At 59.1% G+C, this 19,223-nt stretch carries 13 protein-coding genes, 1 tRNA gene and 2 pseudogenes; 3 read left to right on the top strand and 13 right to left on the bottom strand.

Annotated elements, in window-relative coordinates; translation table 11 throughout:
- Positions 1–26 precede the first annotated feature (26 nt).
- The 4 genes from bfr to J7024_RS06065 all read right to left on the bottom strand — a co-directional run bounded on the left by bfr (position 27) and on the right by J7024_RS06065 (position 3,872).
- Positions 27–503 carry a bacterioferritin gene (bfr, locus tag J7024_RS06080; RefSeq protein WP_011352652.1) on the bottom strand — a complete coding sequence of 159 codons (477 nt, stop codon included), beginning with the start codon at positions 501–503 and terminating at the stop codon, positions 27–29.
- A 193-nt stretch (positions 504–696) separates the two neighbouring features.
- Entirely contained in the window at positions 697–2,220 is a 1,524-nt protein-coding gene (locus J7024_RS06075) for a fumarate hydratase (RefSeq protein ID WP_011657442.1), read from the bottom strand.
- Positions 2,221–2,263: 43 nt separating this feature from the next.
- Positions 2,264–2,779 carry a TIGR00645 family protein gene (locus J7024_RS06070; protein ID WP_234744862.1) on the bottom strand — a complete coding sequence of 172 codons (516 nt, stop codon included), beginning with the start codon at positions 2,777–2,779 and terminating at the stop codon, positions 2,264–2,266.
- A 175-nt stretch (positions 2,780–2,954) separates the two neighbouring features.
- Entirely contained in the window at positions 2,955–3,872 is a 918-nt protein-coding gene (locus J7024_RS06065) for a DMT family transporter (RefSeq protein ID WP_124830838.1), read from the bottom strand.
- Positions 3,873–4,219: 347 nt separating this feature from the next.
- Between J7024_RS06065 and acs the strand changes: the two genes are divergently transcribed.
- The 3 genes from acs to J7024_RS06050 all read left to right on the top strand — a co-directional run bounded on the left by acs (position 4,220) and on the right by J7024_RS06050 (position 8,648).
- A complete protein-coding gene (acs, locus tag J7024_RS06060; protein WP_234744861.1) occupies positions 4,220–6,202 on the top strand; it encodes an acetate--CoA ligase in 1,983 nt (660 codons plus the stop codon).
- Positions 6,203–6,278: 76 nt separating this feature from the next.
- Complete coding sequence (locus J7024_RS06055) at positions 6,279–6,629, top strand: DUF4212 domain-containing protein (RefSeq protein ID WP_124830840.1); 351 nt, start codon at positions 6,279–6,281, stop codon at positions 6,627–6,629.
- A 3-nt stretch (positions 6,630–6,632) separates the two neighbouring features.
- Positions 6,633–8,648: a sodium:solute symporter family protein gene (locus J7024_RS06050; protein ID WP_124830841.1), complete on the top strand. Its 2,016-nt coding sequence runs from the start codon at positions 6,633–6,635 to the stop codon at positions 8,646–8,648.
- A gap of 219 nt (positions 8,649–8,867) precedes the next feature.
- Here J7024_RS06050 and J7024_RS06045 read toward each other — a convergent pair.
- The 9 genes and pseudogenes from J7024_RS06045 to J7024_RS06005 form a co-directional block, all read right to left on the bottom strand.
- Positions 8,868–9,086 (bottom strand): annotated as a pseudogene (locus J7024_RS06045) (integrase core domain-containing protein); the annotation flags it as partial.
- Positions 9,061–9,195, bottom strand: a pseudogene (locus tag J7024_RS06040) (transposase); the annotation flags it as partial. The pseudogenes J7024_RS06045 and J7024_RS06040, both read right to left, overlap by 26 nt.
- Positions 9,196–10,617: 1,422 nt before the next feature.
- Entirely contained in the window at positions 10,618–12,927 is a 2,310-nt protein-coding gene (locus J7024_RS06035; protein ID WP_234744860.1) for a UvrD-helicase domain-containing protein, read from the bottom strand.
- A complete protein-coding gene (locus tag J7024_RS06030; RefSeq protein ID WP_234744859.1) occupies positions 12,924–13,760 on the bottom strand; it encodes a hypothetical protein in 837 nt (278 codons plus the stop codon). Before J7024_RS06030 ends, J7024_RS06035 begins: the two co-directional genes overlap by 4 nt.
- 165 nt (positions 13,761–13,925) lie before the next feature.
- Complete coding sequence (locus J7024_RS06025; RefSeq protein ID WP_234744858.1) at positions 13,926–14,798, bottom strand: hypothetical protein; 873 nt, start codon at positions 14,796–14,798, stop codon at positions 13,926–13,928.
- Between the two features lie 479 nt (positions 14,799–15,277).
- Positions 15,278–16,117: a MobV family relaxase gene (gene mobV / locus J7024_RS06020; RefSeq protein WP_234744857.1), complete on the bottom strand. Its 840-nt coding sequence runs from the start codon at positions 16,115–16,117 to the stop codon at positions 15,278–15,280.
- Between the two features lie 299 nt (positions 16,118–16,416).
- The gene (locus tag J7024_RS06015; RefSeq protein ID WP_234744856.1) at positions 16,417–16,605 is read right to left on the bottom strand and encodes a hypothetical protein; all 189 of its coding nucleotides are present in this window, start codon (positions 16,603–16,605) and stop codon (positions 16,417–16,419) included.
- 450 nt (positions 16,606–17,055) lie between these two features.
- A complete protein-coding gene (locus tag J7024_RS06010) occupies positions 17,056–18,972 on the bottom strand; it encodes a DUF6538 domain-containing protein (protein WP_234744855.1) in 1,917 nt (638 codons plus the stop codon).
- Between the two features lie 63 nt (positions 18,973–19,035).
- Positions 19,036–19,126, bottom strand: a tRNA-Ser gene (locus J7024_RS06005).
- Between the last annotated feature and the right edge of the window lie 97 nt (positions 19,127–19,223).

Below are 19,223 nucleotides of genomic sequence, written 5' to 3'. Positions count from 1 at the left end.
GGTGGCGATCGTGGCGGTTACCGCGCTTACTCGGGCGAGCCCATCATCGTTTGCTGGTAGTTCTGCAGGCCGACCTTGCCGATCAGGTCGATTTGCGTTTCCAGCCAGTCGATGTGCTCTTCGGTGTCGTCGAGGATCTTTTCGAAGATCTCGCGCGACACGTAGTCACGCACCGATTCGCAGTAGGCGATGGCTTCCTTGCAGGTGGACTGCGAAATCTGCTCGAGCTTCAGGTCGCACTTCAGGATCTCTTCGGTTTCCTCGCCGACGAGCAGCTTGTGCAGGTCCTGCAGGTTCGGCAGGCCGTCGAGCATGAACACACGCTCGATCAGCCAGTCGGCGTGCTTCATTTCGCCGATCGATTCGTCGTATTCGTGCTTGCCGAGCTTCTCGAGGCCCCAGTGCTTGTACATGCGCGCATGCAGGAAGTACTGGTTGATCGCCGTGAGTTCGTTCTTCAGTTGGGCGTTCAGATATTCGATGACTTTCTTGTCGCCTTGCATGGCTGTTCCTTGTTCAGTGGGGCTTCAGAAACCGAACGATAATCGCTCGAACGAGAAAAGCCAAGCCTCAAAGCCTTGTCGGGCCTGCCTTTTGCGTGTAATGAGAATCAGCCGTGAATAATGGGCCGAGCGCAATAATGAGAATGAGAAGTAAAAAGGCCGGACTTCCGTCCGGCCTTGAGTTCGATCGCGCTTAAGCGGTTGCGACCGGGATCTTGCCGATCTTTGCCTGCCACTCCTTCGGACCGGTCTGGTGCACCGACGTGCCCGACGAATCGACGGCCACCGTCACCGGCATGTCCTGCACGTCGAATTCGTAGATCGCTTCCATGCCGAGGTCTTCGAATGCGAGCACCTTCGCGCCGCGGATCGCCTTCGACACGAGGTATGCCGCGCCGCCGACCGCCATCAGGTATGCAGCCTTGTGCTTCTTGATCGCGTCGATCGCGACCGGGCCGCGTTCCGCCTTGCCGACCATCGAGATCAGGCCTGTCTGGGCGAGCATCGTCTCGGTGAACTTGTCCATCCGCGTTGCCGTCGTCGGGCCTGCCGGGCCGACCACTTCGTCGCGCACCGGGTCGACCGGGCCGACGTAGTAGATCACGCGGTTGGTGAAGTCGACCGGCAGCTTCTCACCCTTCGCAAGCATGTCGGCGATGCGCTTGTGCGCAGCGTCGCGGCCCGTGAGCATCTTGCCCGACAGCAGCAGCGTCTGGCCCGGGGCCCAGCTCGCGACTTCTTCCGGCGTCAGCGTGTTCAGGTCGACGCGCTTGCTCGTTTCCGTGTTCGGTTCCCACTGGACCTTCGGCCATGCGTCGAGCGACGGCGCTTCGAGCTTCGCGGGGCCCGAGCCGTCGAGCACGAAGTGCGCGTGGCGCGTTGCCGCGCAGTTCGGGATCAGCGCGACCGGCTTCGACGCCGCGTGCGTCGGGGCAGCCATGATCTTCACGTCGAGCACGGTTGCGAGGCCGCCGAGGCCCTGCGCGCCGATGCCCAGCGCGTTGACTTTCTCGTGCAGCTCGACGCGCAGTTCCTCGACCCAGTCCTTCGGGCCGCGCGCGATGATTTCCTGGATGTCGATCGGCTCCATCAGCGATTCCTTCGCCATCAGCATCGCCTTTTCAGCGGTGCCGCCGATGCCGATCCCGAGCATGCCGGGCGGGCACCAGCCCGCGCCCATCGTCGGGACCGTCTTCAGCACCCAGTCGACGATCGAGTCGGACGGGTTGAGCATCACGAACTTCGACTTGTTCTCCGAGCCGCCGCCCTTCGCCGCGACCTGCACGTCGACCTTGTCGCCGGGCACGATCTCGTAGTGGATCACGGCCGGCGTGTTGTCCTTCGTGTTCTTGCGGGCGCCTTCCGGCGGATTGACGATCGATGCGCGCAGCACGTTGTCCGGGTGCGTGTAGCCGCGGCGCACGCCTTCGTTGATCATGTCGGTGAGGCCCATCGTCGCGCCGTCCCAGCGCACGTCCATGCCGACCTTCACGAAGATCGTGACGATGCCGGTGTCCTGGCAGATCGGGCGGCGGCCTTCCGCGCACATGCGGCTGTTCGTGAGGATCTGCGCGATCGCGTCCTTCGCGGCCGGGCTCTCTTCCAGCTCGTACGCGCGGCCGAGTGCCTGGATGTAGTCGAGCGGATGGTAGTAGCTGATGTACTGCAGCGAATCCGCGATGCTCTGGATCAGGTCTTCCTGTTTGATGACGGTCATGGCTGAGACTCTGTGGGGCTTGTGGGGAATGCGTTGCGGCGGGTCAGGCCGCAGGTCGGGACGCCGCTGGCGCATGCGTCTCGTGGAAATGGGCCGGGTGCGTGTGCGTCGTCAGGCGGTCGACCCACGCCATCACGAGCGCCGACACGAGGAACGACACGTGGATGATCACCTGCCACATGATCGCGTGCGTCGTGTGCTGATCCGGGTTGATGAAGGTCTTCAGCAGGTGGATCGACGAAATGCTGATGAGCGCCATCGACAGCTTGACCTTCAGCACGCCCGCGTTCACATGGTCGAGCCACTCGGGCTCGTCGGGATGGCCGTCGATGCCGAGACGCGACACGAAAGTTTCGTAGCCGCCAACGATCACCATGATCAGCAGGTTCGAGATCATCACGACGTCGATCAGGCCGAGCACCGCGAGCATCACGCTGACTTCGTCGAGGCCGCTCGCGTGCGACAGCAGGTGCCAGACTTCTTTCAGGAACAGGAAGACGTAGACGGCTTGCGCGACGATCAGGCCCAGATAAAGCGGAACCTGGAGCCAGCGGCTCATGAAGATCAGCACGCGGGCGGGCGCGGCGGACGACAGGCGGGGCCGGGCAAATGCGGGGCGGACATGATTGAGGTGCAGGTGCGGTGCGCAGGTATCGGGGGTAATCTCGAAAAGGCGCTATTGTAACGCGTCGGCGGCGCGACTGCAGCGACGCGCCGGTACTGCGGGGGACGGATCAGGCGGCGGCCGCCGGCACGCGCTTGCCGCGCAGGCTGGCAAGCCCGATGCCGGCGACGACGCACGCGAGCGCGATGCCGTGCGCGAGCGTCGGGCGCTCGCCGAGGAACGCGATGCCATACGCGGCTGCCGCGATCGGCAGCACCGCGCTGAACACGCCGGCGAGACTGCCCGGCACGTGGCGGATCCCCTTCATCCACAGCCAGAACGAGAAGATGCTGGCCGACAGCCCGTACCAGACCACCAGGGCCCAGGTGCCGGCCGGCACGCTCGCGTAATCGAAATGCCACAGCGCCGTCGCGCCGAGCGGCAGCATCAGCAGCAGGCCGAACAGGTGCGTGTACGCACAGATGTCGATCGGCGCGAGCGTCTGCGTGAGACGGCGCGACAGGATTACGTAGATCGATTCGCAGCACACGGCGCCCAGGATCAGCAGGTTGCCGGTCAGCGAACTGGACGATGTGCCGCCGTTGCCGTGCGCGGATGCGCTGCCCGCGCCATTGCTGGCAAGGTTGATCGTCACGACGCCCGCGATCGCGAGTGCGATCGACACGAGCGCACGGCCGTTCGGTTTTTCACGCAGGATCAGCCACGCGAACAGCGCGACGATGGCCGGGATCGTGCTCGTGATCACGCCGGCCGCGACCGCACTGGTGTGCTGCACGCCGTTGAGCATCAGCAGCGTGAACATGAAGGTGCCGAAGAACGCCTGCAGGAACAGGTTCAGCCATTCCGCGCGCCGGACCGCCCGCATCTTCACCGGGCTGAACAGCGGCCACAGCACGGCGATCGCGATCACGAAGCGCAGCGTGGCGAGGATGGCGACCGGGACGAAGACGACGATGGATTTACCGATACCGACGTTGCTGCCGACGAACAGCATCGACAGGATGAGGAAGAGAGCGTAGCGATTCAAGCTGGAATCCGGGAGGCGAGTTCAGTTAGGATTGTAGAGTCGCGGTTGTAACAGCGTAAAGCTGACTGTAAAGCGGCTGACCGTAAAGCGGCTGACCGTAAAGCGGCGCGGCGCGGTGTGCGAAACGGCGCGGTCGCGTAAGTGACGGGTAAGTTCAGGCGCTTATCGTGGAAACCGCCGGGCCGTACGTCCACCGTCTCGTGACGTGGTGCGGCGCAGCATCGCGCGCAGCCTTCGGGCCGCGCGCGGGTGAGTGGGAGACAGCGGCGCGCATGCGCCGGCCAAGACGCGCGGCGCGCACGATCGCGCCGCCATGCAGAGGATTCATGTTCACCAAGGGGTAGTCGATGTCTGCGATTGAATCGGTTCTTCACGAAACCCGCCAGTTTGCGCCGCCCGAGGCGCTCGAGAAGGCGGCGACCATTTCCGGCATGCCGGCCTACCGGGCGCTGGCCGCCGAAGCCGAGCGCGATTACGAAGGCTTCTGGGCGCGTCTCGCACGCGAGGGCCTCAACTGGCACACGCCGTTCACCAAGGTGCTCGACGAGAGCGACGCGCCCTTCTACAAGTGGTTCGACGACGGCGAGCTCAACGCGTCGTACAACTGCCTCGACCGCCACGTCGAAGCCGGCAACGGCCAGCGCGTCGCGGTGATCTTCGAGGCCGACGACGGCACCGTCACGCGCGTCACCTATGCCGAACTCCTCGCACGCGTGTCGCGCTTCGCCAATGCGCTGAAGAAACGCGGGATCGCCAAGGGCGACCGCGTCGTCATCTACATGCCGATGTCGATCGAAGGCATCGTCGCGATGCAGGCCTGTGCGCGCATCGGCGCGACGCACTCGGTCGTGTTCGGCGGCTTCTCCGCGAAATCGCTGAACGAGCGGCTCGTCGACGTCGGCGCCGTCGCGCTCGTCACCGCCGACGAGCAGGCGCGCGGCGGCAAGACGCTGCCGCTCAAGAGCATCGCCGATGAAGCCGTCGCGATGGGCGGCTGCGAAGCCGTCAAGAGCGTGATCGTCTATCGCCGCACCGGCGGCAAGATCGACTGGCATGCCGGGCGCGACCTGTGGATGCATGAGCTGGCGGACGCCGAGTCCGACACGTGCGCGCCGGAATGGGTCGGCGCCGAGCATCCGCTGTTCATCCTCTATACGTCGGGCTCGACCGGCAAGCCGAAGGGCGTGCAGCACAGCACGGGCGGCTACCTGCTGTGGGCCGCGCAGACGATGAAGTGGACCTTCGACTGGAAACCCGACGACGTGTTCTGGTGCACGGCCGACATCGGCTGGGTCACCGGCCACACATACATCACGTACGGCCCACTCGCGTGCGGCGGCACGCAGGTGGTGTTCGAGGGTGTGCCGACCTGGCCGGACGCCGGCCGCTTCTGGAAGATGATCGGCGACCACAAGGTCACCGTGTTTTACACCGCGCCGACGGCGATCCGTTCGCTGATCAAGGCCGCCGAGGCCGACGACAAGGTCCACCCGAAGAGCTACGACCTGTCGAGCCTGCGCATCATCGGCACGGTCGGCGAGCCGATCAATCCGGAAGCGTGGATGTGGTACCACAAGCATGTCGGCCAGGAGCGCTGCCCGATCGTCGACACGTGGTGGCAGACCGAAACCGGCGGCCACATGATCACGCCGCTGCCGGGCGCGACGCCGACAGTGCCGGGTTCGTGCACGCTGCCGCTGCCGGGCATCATGGCGGCGGTGGTCGACGAGACGGGCCAGGACGTGCCGAACGGGCAGGGCGGCATTCTCGTGGTCAAGCGTCCGTGGCCGGCGATGATCCGCACGATCTGGGGCGATCCGGAGCGCTTCAGGAAGAGCTACTACCCCGAGGAACTCGGCGGGCGGCTGTACCTGGCCGGCGACGGCACCGTGCGCGACAAGGACACCGGCTACTTCACGATCATGGGCCGGATCGACGACGTGCTGAACGTGTCGGGCCACCGGCTCGGCACGATGGAGATCGAGTCGGCGCTGGTCTCGCACGAGCTGGTTGCCGAAGCGGCGGTAGTCGGCCGCCCGGACGACACGACGGGCGAGGCGGTGGTCGCGTTCGTGGTGCTCAAGCGTTCGCGTCCGGAGGGCGAGGAGGCCGCGGCGCTCGCGAAGACGCTGCGCGACTGGGTCGGCAAGCAGATCGGGCCGATCGCGAAGCCGAAGGACATCCGCTTCGGCGACAACCTGCCGAAGACGCGCTCGGGCAAGATCATGCGGCGCCTGCTGCGCTCGCTCGCGAAGGGCGAGGCGATCACGCAGGACACCTCCACGCTCGAGAACCCGGCGATCCTCGACCAGCTCGCGGAAGTGCGCTGATCGCGCGAGTTGCGCGTACGAGCCCCTGCGCGGCAATCCCGATTGCCCGCGCAGGGGCTTTTTGCTAAATAACGGCATGACCGTTTCGTCCCGTCCGCGTCCGGCGCGCGCCGTGCCGCCGCCCGTTCCCGAGCCGCTTGCGCGTGCCCATGCGCGCTATTGGCGCTTCAACGTCGCGCTGATAGCGGTGCTGATGGCGATCGGCTTTACGGTGTCGTTCGTCGTGCCGTTCTTCGCGCCCGCGCTCGCGGGCATTCGCTTCGCCGGTTTCAGCCTGCCGTTCTACGTCGGCGCGCAAGGCGCGATTCTCGTGTATCTCGTGCTGATCGTCGTCTACATCGGCCTGATGCAGCGCGCCGATCGCATGCTGCGCCGCGCGTACGACGACCATGCCATGCACGCGAGCGATGCGCACAATGCCCGCTGAGCCATGCTGACGCATCGACTGATACGCGCGTACGCGCTCTACACGCTCGGCTTTCTCGGCTTCATCGCGCTGCTGTGGCGGATCGAGCGCGCGACCGGCTCCGGCGTGTGGATCGGCTACGTGTTCCTGTTCGTGCCGATCGCCGTGTATGCGGTGATCGGGCTGTTGTCGCGCACGTCCGATCTCGTCGAATACTACGTGGCCGGGCGGCGCGTGCCGTCCGCGTTCAACGGGATGGCGACGGCGGCCGACTGGCTCTCGGCGGCGTCGTTCATCGGGCTAGCCGGCTCGCTTTACGCCACCGGCTACGATGCGCTCGCCTACGTGATGGGCTGGACCGGCGGCTTTTGCCTCGTCGCGTTTTTGCTTGCGCCGTATGTGCGCAAGCTCGCGCGCTACACGATTCCCGATTTTCTCGGCACGCGCTTTTCGAGCACCGCGGTGCGCGCGCTCGCGGCCGGCGCGGCGATCCTGTGCTCGTTCGTCTATCTGGTCGCGCAGATCCAGGGGATCGGGCTGATCGCGACGCGCTTCATCGGTGTCGATTTCGCGATCGGGATCTTTTGCGGGCTCGCAGGCATTCTCGTGTGCTCGTTTCTCGGCGGGATGCGCGCGGTCACGTGGACGCAGGTCGCGCAGTACATCATCCTGATCAGCGCGATCCTGATACCGGTGTCGCTGATCGCGATGAAGAACGGGCTCGGGCCCGTGCCGCAGTTCAATTACGGCAAGCTGATGGAGCGGGTGGCGGCGCGCGAGGCGCAGGTGCGCGACGCGGCGGAGGAGCAGCAGGTGCGCGATGCGTATCGGCGGCAGGCCGCAGTCATCCAGACGCAGCTCGACCGCTTGCCGGCATCGTATGCGGATGCGCGCCGGCAACTCGTCGACCAGCTTGCCGACCTGCGGCGCCACAACGGTCCGCTGCGCGAGATCAATCAGCGCGAGCGCGAGCTGGCCGATTTTCCGCGTGACCCGACGGCGGCGCGCGTCGCGTGGACACAGGCGCGCGACGACCTGCTTGCGCGCGCCGAGCCTCCGGTGCCGATGCACGAGCCGTTTCCCGCCGCGAACGACGACGAACGCAAGCCGCGCGAGCGGAATTTCCTCGCGCTGCTGTTGTGCCTGTCGCTCGGCACTGCGAGCCTGCCGCACATCCTGACGCGCTACAACACGACGACGTCGGTGGCGTCCGCGCGTCGCTCGGTCGGGTGGACGCTGTTCTTCATCGCGCTGTTCTATCTGAGCGTGCCGGTGCTCGCGGTGATGATCAAGTACGAGATTCTTGCGAACCTCGTCGGGCAGCCGATCGCCGAATTGCCGGCGTGGGTCACACAGTGGCATCACTTCGAACCCGACCTGATCAGTGTCGTCGAGGTGATTCGCGACGGCATCGTGCACTGGTCGGAAATCCAGATGCAGCCGGACATGGTCGTGCTGGCCGCGCCGGAGATCGCGGGGTTGCCATATGTCGTGTCGGGGTTGATCGCGGCCGGTGCGCTGGCGGCTGCGTTGTCGACCGCTGACGGGTTGTTGCTGACGATCGCGAATGCGTTGTCGCACGACGTCTATTACTGCATGGTCGCGCCGCATGCGTCGAGCCAGCGACGCGTGACGATCTCGAAGGTGCTGCTGCTCGGTGTCGCGCTGTTCGCGTCGTATGTCGCGTCGCTCAATACGGGGAAGATTCTGTTTCTGGTGGGGGCGGCGTTTTCACTCGCGGCGTCGAGTTTCTTTCCGGTGCTGGTGCTCGGGGTGTTCTGGAAACGGACGACGACGCGCGGCGCGATCGCCGGGATGGTGACGGGGCTCGCGGTGTGCGTGTACTACATCGTGTCGACGTATCCGTACTTCACGCAACTCACTGGATTTGCCGGGCGCACGTGGTTCGGGATCGAGCCGATCAGTTCGGGCGTGTTCGGCGTGCCGGCCGGGTTCGCGGTGGCGATTGCGGTGAGCTTGCTCGATCGGCCGCCGGATGAATATACGCGGGCGTTGGTGGATTACATCCGGCATCCGTGAGGGGGTGGCGGGCGCCAACTTGGCCTGTGGTTCGGGGACGGAGGCTTGCCCATAACGAAAATGCCCGCTGGCGCGGGCATTTGAATTCTGGTTGCCTCATAACGACGCTTTCGCCTCGTTTTTTCGAGGGTAATTGACCTGCCCCCTGCAAACCGGGCCAGCCGGAGTCTAGTAAAGTTCGTTTTTGAACGGTCTCGGTTTTCAGTGCCAAAGGCAATGTTAGTCTTCGGCGCTCTGTTGGTCCGTCAGTTGGGCCTGCAGGCCCAACTGACGGACGTATTCGGCAGGCGGCACTTCACCGAGAGCCCTGTGAGGCCGACTCTCGTTGTATTCGACCCGCCATCGTTCAATCTGCTCCCTGGCATCGGCCAGCGATGTGAACCAGTGTACGTTCAGGCATTCATCGCGTAGCGTACTTCGAACGCCATTTGTAGAACGTCGCCGTGCTGATTCCCAGCTGCCGGCACAGGTCCGGCACCGACAGCCCCGATTCCACGCGCTTGAGCGCGTCCATGATCTGGCTGTCCGTGAATCTCGATTTCTTCATTCCATAGAACTCCCTCAACAAGAAAATTCTACTTCTGATCACACCGGTTTCTCGGGGGGATTACCCAAGGAAGAAGGCGAATTAAAAATCTTAAAAACGGGGTGCATATTGAATTTTTTCCATCATGCTTCGATTGAACTCCCCCGAAGCTCAAACGGTTTGATTGAATCAGACAAGAAATTACAGGCAGAATTTTGGGATTGCGTTGATGGTGAGGTGGAGGAAGGTTTGTCCGGTGCGATAGGTTGTTATATATTTTCAATTAGAGCCGGAAAGGGGATATTGCCGTGGTACGTTGGTCTTGCAGTCAAGCAATCATTTCGGAAGGAATGTTTCACCAGCCACAAGCTTTTGCATTACAACAATGCCATAGCTGGTTGAAGAGGTACGCCGTTGCTGACCGTGGTTCCGAAATACACGCCAAGTGGGAAGCTTGTTGGTCCGACTGGTAGTTCGCATCGCGATATAGAGTTTCTGGAAGCAATGCTTATTTCAAACTGCTTGCGTAGAAATAAAGACTTGCGTAACAAAAAAGATACTAAGCTTCTGAGGGAAATGGTTGTGCCGGGGTTGCTTAACACACCCCAAGGGAAAGAACCGCTATCGACCGCAAGCTTTCGCCTCTTGATTGGAGCGTGATGTAGTAACGAGGCTGCTGTTGTCAGAATCAACGCGCAACACTACGGGTTGAGGATTTCGCGCGGGGCTTCATAGCGATCGTGAACGCTGGTTTGGCGTATGTCAGTTGTTCGCGAGTAGTCGCTGAGTTGCGCAGCGCACCGCACCTGTCGGTGAATCGTCCTTTATTGTGCGTGGCGTGGCGTGGCGTTGCGTTGCGTGGCGTGGCGTGCCGGGAACGGAACGCCTCCGCGTGGTGCCGATGTCACCGACATTTCGTGACGACATGGAGGCGCAGCGAAATTCAGCGGCGCTGGCGAATTTCTGCTTGATGATGGGTTGTATGATGGGTCGAAAAACAAAAAACCCCGCAAGTCATTGACTTTGCGGGGTTTTTTGCCATTGTCTGGCGGAGAGAGGGGGAGTCTGGCCCATGAAAATAAAAACGTTTAAAAACAAAGACGTAGCAAAGACGTGGATTGGACGCTTTCTTGCGATTGTACCTGCGGTGACATCGAATACTGTACTAACTACGCCGGGCTAGCAACGCCCGTTAAACGTTCCAGGAGCGACGTGAGCGGACAATGCAGCGCGCCGATACCGGCCCACTTCTGGAACTCCATTTGTCATTCACCGCAACGCGTAACGGCAATGAGCTTGAGTCAGCGAAGCGGCGGTTTCCGTCTCTCCAGCTCGCCTCGCTTCCTTTCCTCAACACGAATCCAGATATGGGATGGCCCCTGTCCCCCGCAAAAACCTGCGGTCGCTCCTAGTGGGGCCCTCTGCTACCGTCCCCCTTGAACCTTAGGCAGTTGGGGAGCACTCAGCTAATAAGTTCGTTTCAATTGCGCGACGCAATATCTCACTAACTCCACGATTCTTATTGACAATAAATTCGGCGCGGTATTTCGCTCGCGTAATGGAAACATAAAGATTGTTGTGAGCTCGATAATTTAAATAAGCGCGCCCAAAATCGGAGGTTCCGCCGCCTTGAGGGAGTCGACCTTTCTCGCATCCAATCAATATAACGCCGGCAAACTCCAATCCTCCAACAAACTCGGGAGCACTAATAACCACGCATCCCGCCTTATTTGCTTCCTCGACCGCACTAAAGTCACCACGCCTATCCAATAGCTTAAATGCCTTATTTGATTTCTTCCAGTTATCGACAATCGCCAACAAAAGCTGTTCGTCGAATGCAACAACAAGAACGCTGCTTTTACTCACTTGCAGCGCCCGCGCCATCTGGTCGACTTGCTTGTATGTTACGGACGCAATATCCTGGTCATCGACAATATAAGTGATGCACGGCTTGGTGGATTTTCGCTCCTCTTCAGCCGTGAATGTCTCTGTGGCCGAAATTAAAGGATTCTCAAAATTAGTGAAAAGATTTGCTCCTGATGCGGTAACGCAGAAGGCAAGTTCAATTATCTGGGTTGAGCTCCTGAAGATCGCGGAGACAGAATTTTTTGCCACATCATCCTTCGCCGCGCCACCTCCAATTGCATCTTGAAAATCCCTGTCGTTCCATCCTATATCACCGACCGCCTGGGAGCGGTCAATGCCATAAGAAATTGGCACCAGTACTGAGCTTTTCGTCAAATAATGAAGGCTGGATATCTCATTAAGATTGAAGTGATGAACCTCATCAATGAAAATTGAATCAAATCCAAGCTGTTGACGCCGCCTGCGCCAGATGGGAGTGTCCAACTGGCCGATGGCAGATATCACAATATCATCGATATCGTATTGATTCGATTGCTCCAGTAAGTTCTGGTAAATCTGATATTTGCTGAAAATATATTCTTTATCTTGCTGCGATTTCGTTGGCAGCCCGTATTCAAGTGGCGGAATTGATTTGTAGACATCAAGTTGACCGTTAGCCCTTCCTTTAATGACGACGCTCACCTCATGCCGAAGAAGATGGGCTATCGCCCATGCATCTTCTGAATTCAAAAAATCATAAAACTCAGAAGAAAGGTATTGCGATACAACTTGCAGGTCATTTGATTTTATATCAGAGACTATTTGGTCAAGATAAAGTAGCTGCGTATTTTTAGACTCTACAGAGTCTCTATCAAGAAACTCCGAATCGGAAATCTCATAATTTAGAAGTTGCGCGCACAATCTCTGCAGTGTTATCACGGTAACACTTTGCGACTTATTTGAGTATTCTCCGATGGAGTCGACTACGTATTCCCCGTACCCATTTCCGAAAAAACGGTCCTTGATTGATGCGGCCAATTCGTCGCTAGGGACGACGAATAGTGACTTATGCTCAGTTTTATTCGCAATGCAGCCCTGAAGTACATTAATTGCCTTTAATACGAGACACAACGTCTTGCCGGTTCCCGCCGGGCCTTCAAGACGATGGGGGACAGACCAGTCGGACTTAACGAAATTCTTTTGCTCGTCAGTCAGCAGGTGCATCCATCTCTCGAATCCTTGCTCGGGTAATATGGCGGGATTTGACGACTGCAACGTTGTGACGTTAAGTGAGGCGAGCGCAACCTGGTTGTGACTGGTGGCTGCCAAATTCTTTGAGTTGCCAATTATCTGTGAAAAATCTTCATAGGCCTTTTTGAAGTTCGTGAGACTAGCCTCTTCGCTTACGCCATCCCCCTCTGTTCGCCCACTTTTGTACGCCAACAGGTATCGGCCACTCGTTCTCTTTGAAAGACGCTTGGCATTGGGTTCGCGCTCTATTGTGACGCGGAACGAACTTCCATTTGCAATGAACGGAAGCGGGAATATAACCGCTTTCGTTGAGCCTTTAACAAATAATTCGCTGCTGCTAAGAGCCAAGCCATCCCAATATTTTACGCAGAACCGCAGCGTCTTTTGAAAAGCAACGAGCACCTCATTGTCGTTAAGTGCATCCGTTAGGCGCAGTGTTTCCAAGTCAAAGACAACCGCATCTTCGCTTGGAATCTCATTCTCTTTCGTGATGATAACCCCAGCCGCGTTGTTCGTCACAGTGAGGCCAGGAAGCGCGCCCCGTTTGCCGTTAAGCAACGAAATCAGTTCGCGCGCAGGCGGGAAGCCGGCATTCTGCAAAAAGCGATTCTGAACGATTTCCTGGCAGGCCGATTTATCGAGTAGAATATAGCTCAATTTTCACCCTTCACTAATTTTTGGATGGCTTCTGAATAATGAGGCGGTATGTCTTTCGTGCCGATTCTGCCGAACACAAGCGAGAAATTTTGCATCAACTGCTCGATATATGGCGACGACAGTTCGCCTGTTGGGGAAATTATAATATCATCATTGGCGTAAAGGTGGTGTAGAGAAAAATCGGCCTCAGATAAGTTGCGCAATCTTTCTGCATCAATGCCTTTAAGTATTTCCAGTGCGCCAACGCGGCTTATTGCTCGAATATCTCTGAAGTTAACAACGAAGCCATCGCTCGGCTTCGGCTCATCGGTGCCGTAAGGAGCCTCGACGTCATCAATGAAATGGAAATCCTGAATCTTACCGGAAAGAAGTAACCCTCCCTCCGCTGCAACTTTTTTTGCTATCGATTCTGGGACCTGCTTCCATTGATATGGATTAAGACTTTCGGATAAAATAGCTTCGTCATAAAAAGTTCGCTGCTTTTGAATTCCTTTGTCGTTTTTGTCTGTGGAATTAAAAGCCTCTGCGACACCAAATGCGTCGAGGATAGCGGCGGTGCCAGTTCGCTGAATCAAATGGCTTCGTAACGCGCCTAAAGCTGCCTTTTTTTGGTCCGCTATTGCCTTGGGCAACGCCTCCGCCCATAGCCAACAATGCAATGGAACGACGGGTAGGAACGTTAGGCTCGGCGCCTTGAAATCGCGAGCCGTATCGCAACGCGCAGTAATGCAAATGCCATGACAATACTCCAAGTGCGGATAGGGTGATTTTGCACCACAGAAAATTGTGCCTTGGGTGATTCTGTTTTGTGGAAGGCTTACAGAATTTCTCATAATGATGACTCTAGGCCCGCGCTCTGATTGTTATATCAATTGACGATTTAATTGGCATTGGTGCATATTTGCATTTATTTTACACGGAATTTGCAAAAGTCATTCACTTTATATCCCCTTCGCTTGCTTTATTTTCGTTTGCATATGGCTGGACTCATCATCCATTCAGCCAGAAGCCTCATCGGTAGTTAATTTCGGTCGGAGCGCACCTTTCTTCACTACCACCTTACCGGCGGACGGGCCTGATTTTGCGAGTTCGCATTGCGGCCACCTCGTGGCAGCACCGACCTTTGCAAGAGCGAGTTCGAGCACGCGCAGCCATTTGCTGTCCTGCTTCATCGATTCTCTTCCCATTAGCCCCTTAAGTGTGTCGGGCCATACGTCGAACACTTTTTTGTTCGACGCGAAATGGACATGAAGCCCCTTTGCGAGCGGATCGCTTGCGAGCGTCTTCCGCACCTGTCCGGATAGCGCGAGCCAAGCGTTTCCCCTCAGCAGCGTCGCAACACCCCCGGCAATTGTGACACGGTAGTCGTACGGTGCGGATTTGTCGGCAGGACAGTCAACTTTAGACAGGAGCCGAGTTTGAGCTAATGGTTGCATCTCCCCGGTAGCAGCATCGCGCTGTTCAAAATTGAATTCTGCCAAGCAGAGGCGCTGCAACGAGTCATTAAGCAACGCGTCCGTCTTACCGCCACGACTACGCCCCAGCGCTGCTAGCGCCTCTGCACGTTTGAAGAATACCGTCGCGCTGTCTTTCGGAGCGCCATCACGATAGGCCCGTGCCAGGAGCCAGAACAGGAGGTCGGCGTCGCTCTGGGACAGACGAGGCCCCTCAAGCTGCTCGACGCGATACTGCGACATCGCATCAAGCTGCATTGGTTCACTCACGACAATCGTCGGTCGCTGGGCGGCTCCAGCATATTCCAGCGTGCTGAATACCGCACTCCGAACAAGGATATGCGGAGCAATACGCGTATCCTCTTTCACACCGTGCGGTAAGTTGAGTTCCGGCCACTCAGGCTTTACAGCTAACACTACTCACCTCCTGAAAGTGGCGACAAGTATACCGAATCCATGGACTGGCGGATATCGCGAAAGTGGACTGATGGATGAACTCCATGGACTGAAAGCGTTGTAATATTTAAAATATCGGCTCTTTTATCGGTATTCTCCGATTTCGGAAGCAGGCAATTCATTTTTTAATATCAGACATCTACATAATAATTCAGGGGGGCGAAGCCCCCTCAGCGGGACCGAGCGACCAAGCAATGAGCTGCGCGCCGCTGAGCCTCCCCCGATACCCAGGTAGACCTCTACTTAAAGGACCGCTACGCGGTCGGGCAGCCAGGGCGGCTGGTGACTGACGCGATGGCGTGGATACCTGCCGCGCCTACACATAGGCTCGGGGGAGGCTCGCGCAGGCGCTATGCAAAGATAGAACCATCGAACGCGAGGGGGCGGAGCCCCTTCCGGACACGGCGACTTTGTTTCGACTCTACAAAAGACGGAATAGCTCATTCACGCGCCATGACTCGCTCGTGTCGAGGAGAGGGAGCCGTCAGGCCAAGCTCGCGGGCAAGTTCCGGAGCCTTTTCCGCCACTTTTCGACTGAGCACCGTGACGCCTTTAAGCAATCTGTCTGCACGCTGTTCCGCCGCTGCCAACCTTGAATCTCGGGCGGCCTGCTCTCCATACCAGTGCTTGATAGTCTGATGATCCGCGCGTGAGCCCTCCACGCCACGCACAAGCCCGTGACGAGCCCCGACTGATGCAGCAAAATCACTCTGCATATCCCTCATTTTCGCTGGAGTCCCTTGGTAATATGCTGCCGAGAGGCGGATACATGCGGTCTGAACATACTCGCGAAGTTCACGCTGCTTGCTGCCGTCTGCGTTCGTGCCTGTAATGACGGAGCGACGCCGCGTTCTGCCGGCGACCTCGACCAGCGGAACGACGTAAGCGACCAAGTGCGGAGCAGTCTCGTCGCGCTGGATATTCACTGCGACAACATTCGCCGCACCGTGACGCTTCTCAAGCCATGCAAGTGCGTCCCGGAAATACGCATCCGAATCTACCTTGCCACCGTGCTCAATAAACGCGGCGGCATTTGCCGCAATGAGATATTCGATGCAAAGGACTGGCTCTTTCGCTTTCTCGGTCGCCAGCCCAACCCGTCGCGCCACGGCATCCGCGAGTTCGTCTGCGCTTCTGACCGGACGCCAGTCGCTGTTGGCACTGGTCCGGGAAGGATCCGCGTTCGGCGTAACGCTCTCGCGCCATGTGTGACGTCCGCTGCCCTTCACGGCGGCGAGGCTGGCAAGCTTGGTCGTTCTGATAACGGTCGGGTAGCTCATACGCTTGTATAGCTCCCGTTCGGGCGCGAGAGCACCGTACAAGGTATGTACTCACTACGGAGGTTGTACGTTGCTGCGCAACTACAACCTCCTACGTTCGGCCCGTCGGGCGGCGGCGGAGCACTCGCCCGCCCTGGACAACCTGCCCGCCCACAGCTCATGGCTGTGGACGGCCGCCGTGCGGTTCGCAGGTTGCCCACCGCTCCCCGGCGTGCGGCCTGCGGCGCGGACGCCCTCCGGGCGCCCCAAGTCGTACTTACGTGCCATGAGGCATGCGTCGCACGCTCCATCGCCCGACGTCACCTCGTCGGCACGGTCAGCGCGATAAGAAAGTTTCCTGGCAGGGCGACGGCAAGTAGAGGCAGGCTGACAGCTTGAACAGGCGGAAACAGCAAGCTGTAGATGCCGATTTCAAATGCGGTCATTAAGACGGCGGCGCTCAGACTCAGGCTCGCGCGTCGGATGGTTTCGTGTGTGCGTGGTGACATTGTTGTGAGCTCCGTAAATAGCGATGCGCCTGTCACGTATAGCTCGCTGACACTCAATGGCCGGTGCGCGGGCGGCGTAGAAATCTAGGCTTTCGACGATTCGTCACGTTGGCACTTTCATGCGCCGTGACGCAGCCTATACTCTGCATGCGAGACAAATACGACCACGTCACACTCGACCTGTTTTCAGACGCTGGAACAGCCTCCGAACTGACTTGCGCCCCAAAAGCTAAGCCCGGCCGACTGAAGAAGGAAGGCGCGCTCAGTGACGCCGAACGCGCCAAACGCTACCGCGCCAGAAGGAAGGCTCGTTTGGCTGAACTACGAGACGGGACCGTTCCAGTAAGTTCGGCAGTAATTGACCTGTCCACACTCCCGGCCTGGAAACGTAAGTAACCGTCGCACTGGGACTTGCTCGGCCGAATCGCCGCAGGCGATCCGGCCACACCCCTATGCGTCTCCTGCTTTTCTCAACCTCTTGGTCTGGGCTTGGTCACGGATAGCAGGATCGCGCTCCGACGACGCGACGATTTTTGCCGGAACAGGTGCGGGTAACGTTACGCCGTAGTCGAGTTTCGCCAACCGGGCGGCCATCTCATACAAGGGTACTAAGACAGTTTCGTCTTCGTATCCATCGGCGACGGCGTTGTCTGTCGATTCTTTATGCCCGCTGATGCAGCGCAGATTCACACCTTTCTTCCGGCCGTGGGTGAGCAATGTATGTCGAAATGAGTGCGAGCCACGCACCGCGTTGCCTAGCTCATTCTCAACGCCGTGCAGCCCAATGCTGCGCAAATAGTTCGCCACGAACTTGCCGGGTGCCGCTCCCGCGTTACCTTTTGTCGGCCTCCATTGCGGAAACAACCGTCGAACTCCGGCCCGCTTCGTTCGTTCAAGGTGCTCCGGCAAACCGAGACGGACCAATTCGGCGTGCATCGGAATCGTGCGAGGTCTGCCGGTTTTCACGGACTTCTTTACTTGCGGGTCGGGGTTATCGCCGGGCTCGTTCGTGAGTCGAAGCCACCAGATTCCATCCCGACACCCCCAATCCGACTGCGGATTAATCTGACAGATTTCCCGAACACGAGCGCCTGTGTACAGCTCTATCGCCAGCAACCAGAACTGATGCACATGAGTCGGTCGGGCGACAATTTTCTTCATCCGTTCGCTGGAGAAAATCAGCTCAATCTCATGCGGCCGAAGCGCACGCTGTTTGCGTTCGGTCTTCGTGCGCGATCCGAGATAGGAGATATTGGTCGTCAGCGTCGTCGGGAACCCGACGTCCTGCCAATCTGCGACGGCGCGCTCGATGAACGTGCGCAGCGATGCGAGATACGAACCCTCATACGTCTTGAGGGCCAGCGTCTGGTTCCATTCTCGGCTGGCCATATCACGGATACCGACGCCGTCTTTGCGCCGCAAAGCCGACCAATGAGGCGGCAGCTTCTGGACCGTGAGCAGGAAGTCTTTGACGTGGGACTGCCGTAGCTCGGTGACCGGCATGTCTCCGACCACTTCGAGGAAGGCCGGGAGAATGAAGCCATGCTTTTGGTTCATCGGCCCCTGCGAAGGAGGGAGCTGCTCAAGGAACTGGCTGATGGCCGTTGACAATCGCATGGTGTCCGCTCGTGACACTGGCTCCAGACGCTTCAGAGGCTCGCCAGCCAGCCGGATAGGCAACGGCTTGCCCGAGTATTCAGCTTCCAGAATATCTAGGCCTTCGTTATACGCACTAGCGTATTCAACGAGGAGAGTGCGCTCTTGGAACGAACCGCGCAGGTCAGCGGCCAGACGGTATCCGTTTCGGCTGAGTGTGCCCGCCAGCATGTCTCGCCAGCCATGGGCCGCAGTCTCGTCACCGAATTGTGCGAGCTTGGCCCAGCTTCGCACCCGTTCGATTTCCTGGAGCTTCTGGACAGGATTGACCGCTACACGGGCGCGGCAACGCTGCTCCCTGTCGCCGCGCTGGACTTGCTCGACGACTGTGGCGCGCAAGTGCGCAATGAAATCGGGGGTAACTGCGGTGATGTCCGCGAGCGGCGGTGAAATCTGCGGGATCGTGGGCACATATTCGCCGCTCGGCCCTGGCTGCGATGTTGCTGAAGAGCGCGCGTCTTCAATTTGACGGTCCGTCTCGACAGCAAGTTCGCGGCAACGCTGGCTAGCGCTACGATAGTCTCCGCCGAGGGTGTACTTGAATTCCCGCTTGCCGATGACAGGACGTACATCGGCAGGAACCGCGCGCCGGAACAGGTAGCCTGTCCCACTCGGATTCTTTGACATGTATTGCGGCATCGTATGGTCCTCGATGACCTTACTCGCGCCGCTCTTCGTCTGTGCCGGTTTTTGTACCTGCTTCTGTACCATACAAAAAACTTAACCCCTTGAACTGTCTAGGCATTCTGACGTTTCAAGGGGTTACTGGCAACCTGGCGGAGAGAGGGGGATTCGAACCCCCGATAGGCGATTAACCTATACACGCTTTCCAGGCGTGCGACTTAAACCACTCATCCATCTCTCCGGAAGACCGAGAGTATAGCAAACTCTGGCGCCCCCTCGCCACCCCCTTTCAACGACCCGTCGAGGCCGCGTGGAATCCGCCCGCCGCGGTCCGCGCG

Source organism: Burkholderia sp. WTPI3 (genome assembly GCF_021483755.1).
GTDB lineage: Bacteria > Pseudomonadota > Gammaproteobacteria > Burkholderiales > Burkholderiaceae > Burkholderia.
Note: the sequence above shows the minus strand (reverse complement) of the source record. Positions and strands in the feature narration are given on the sequence as shown.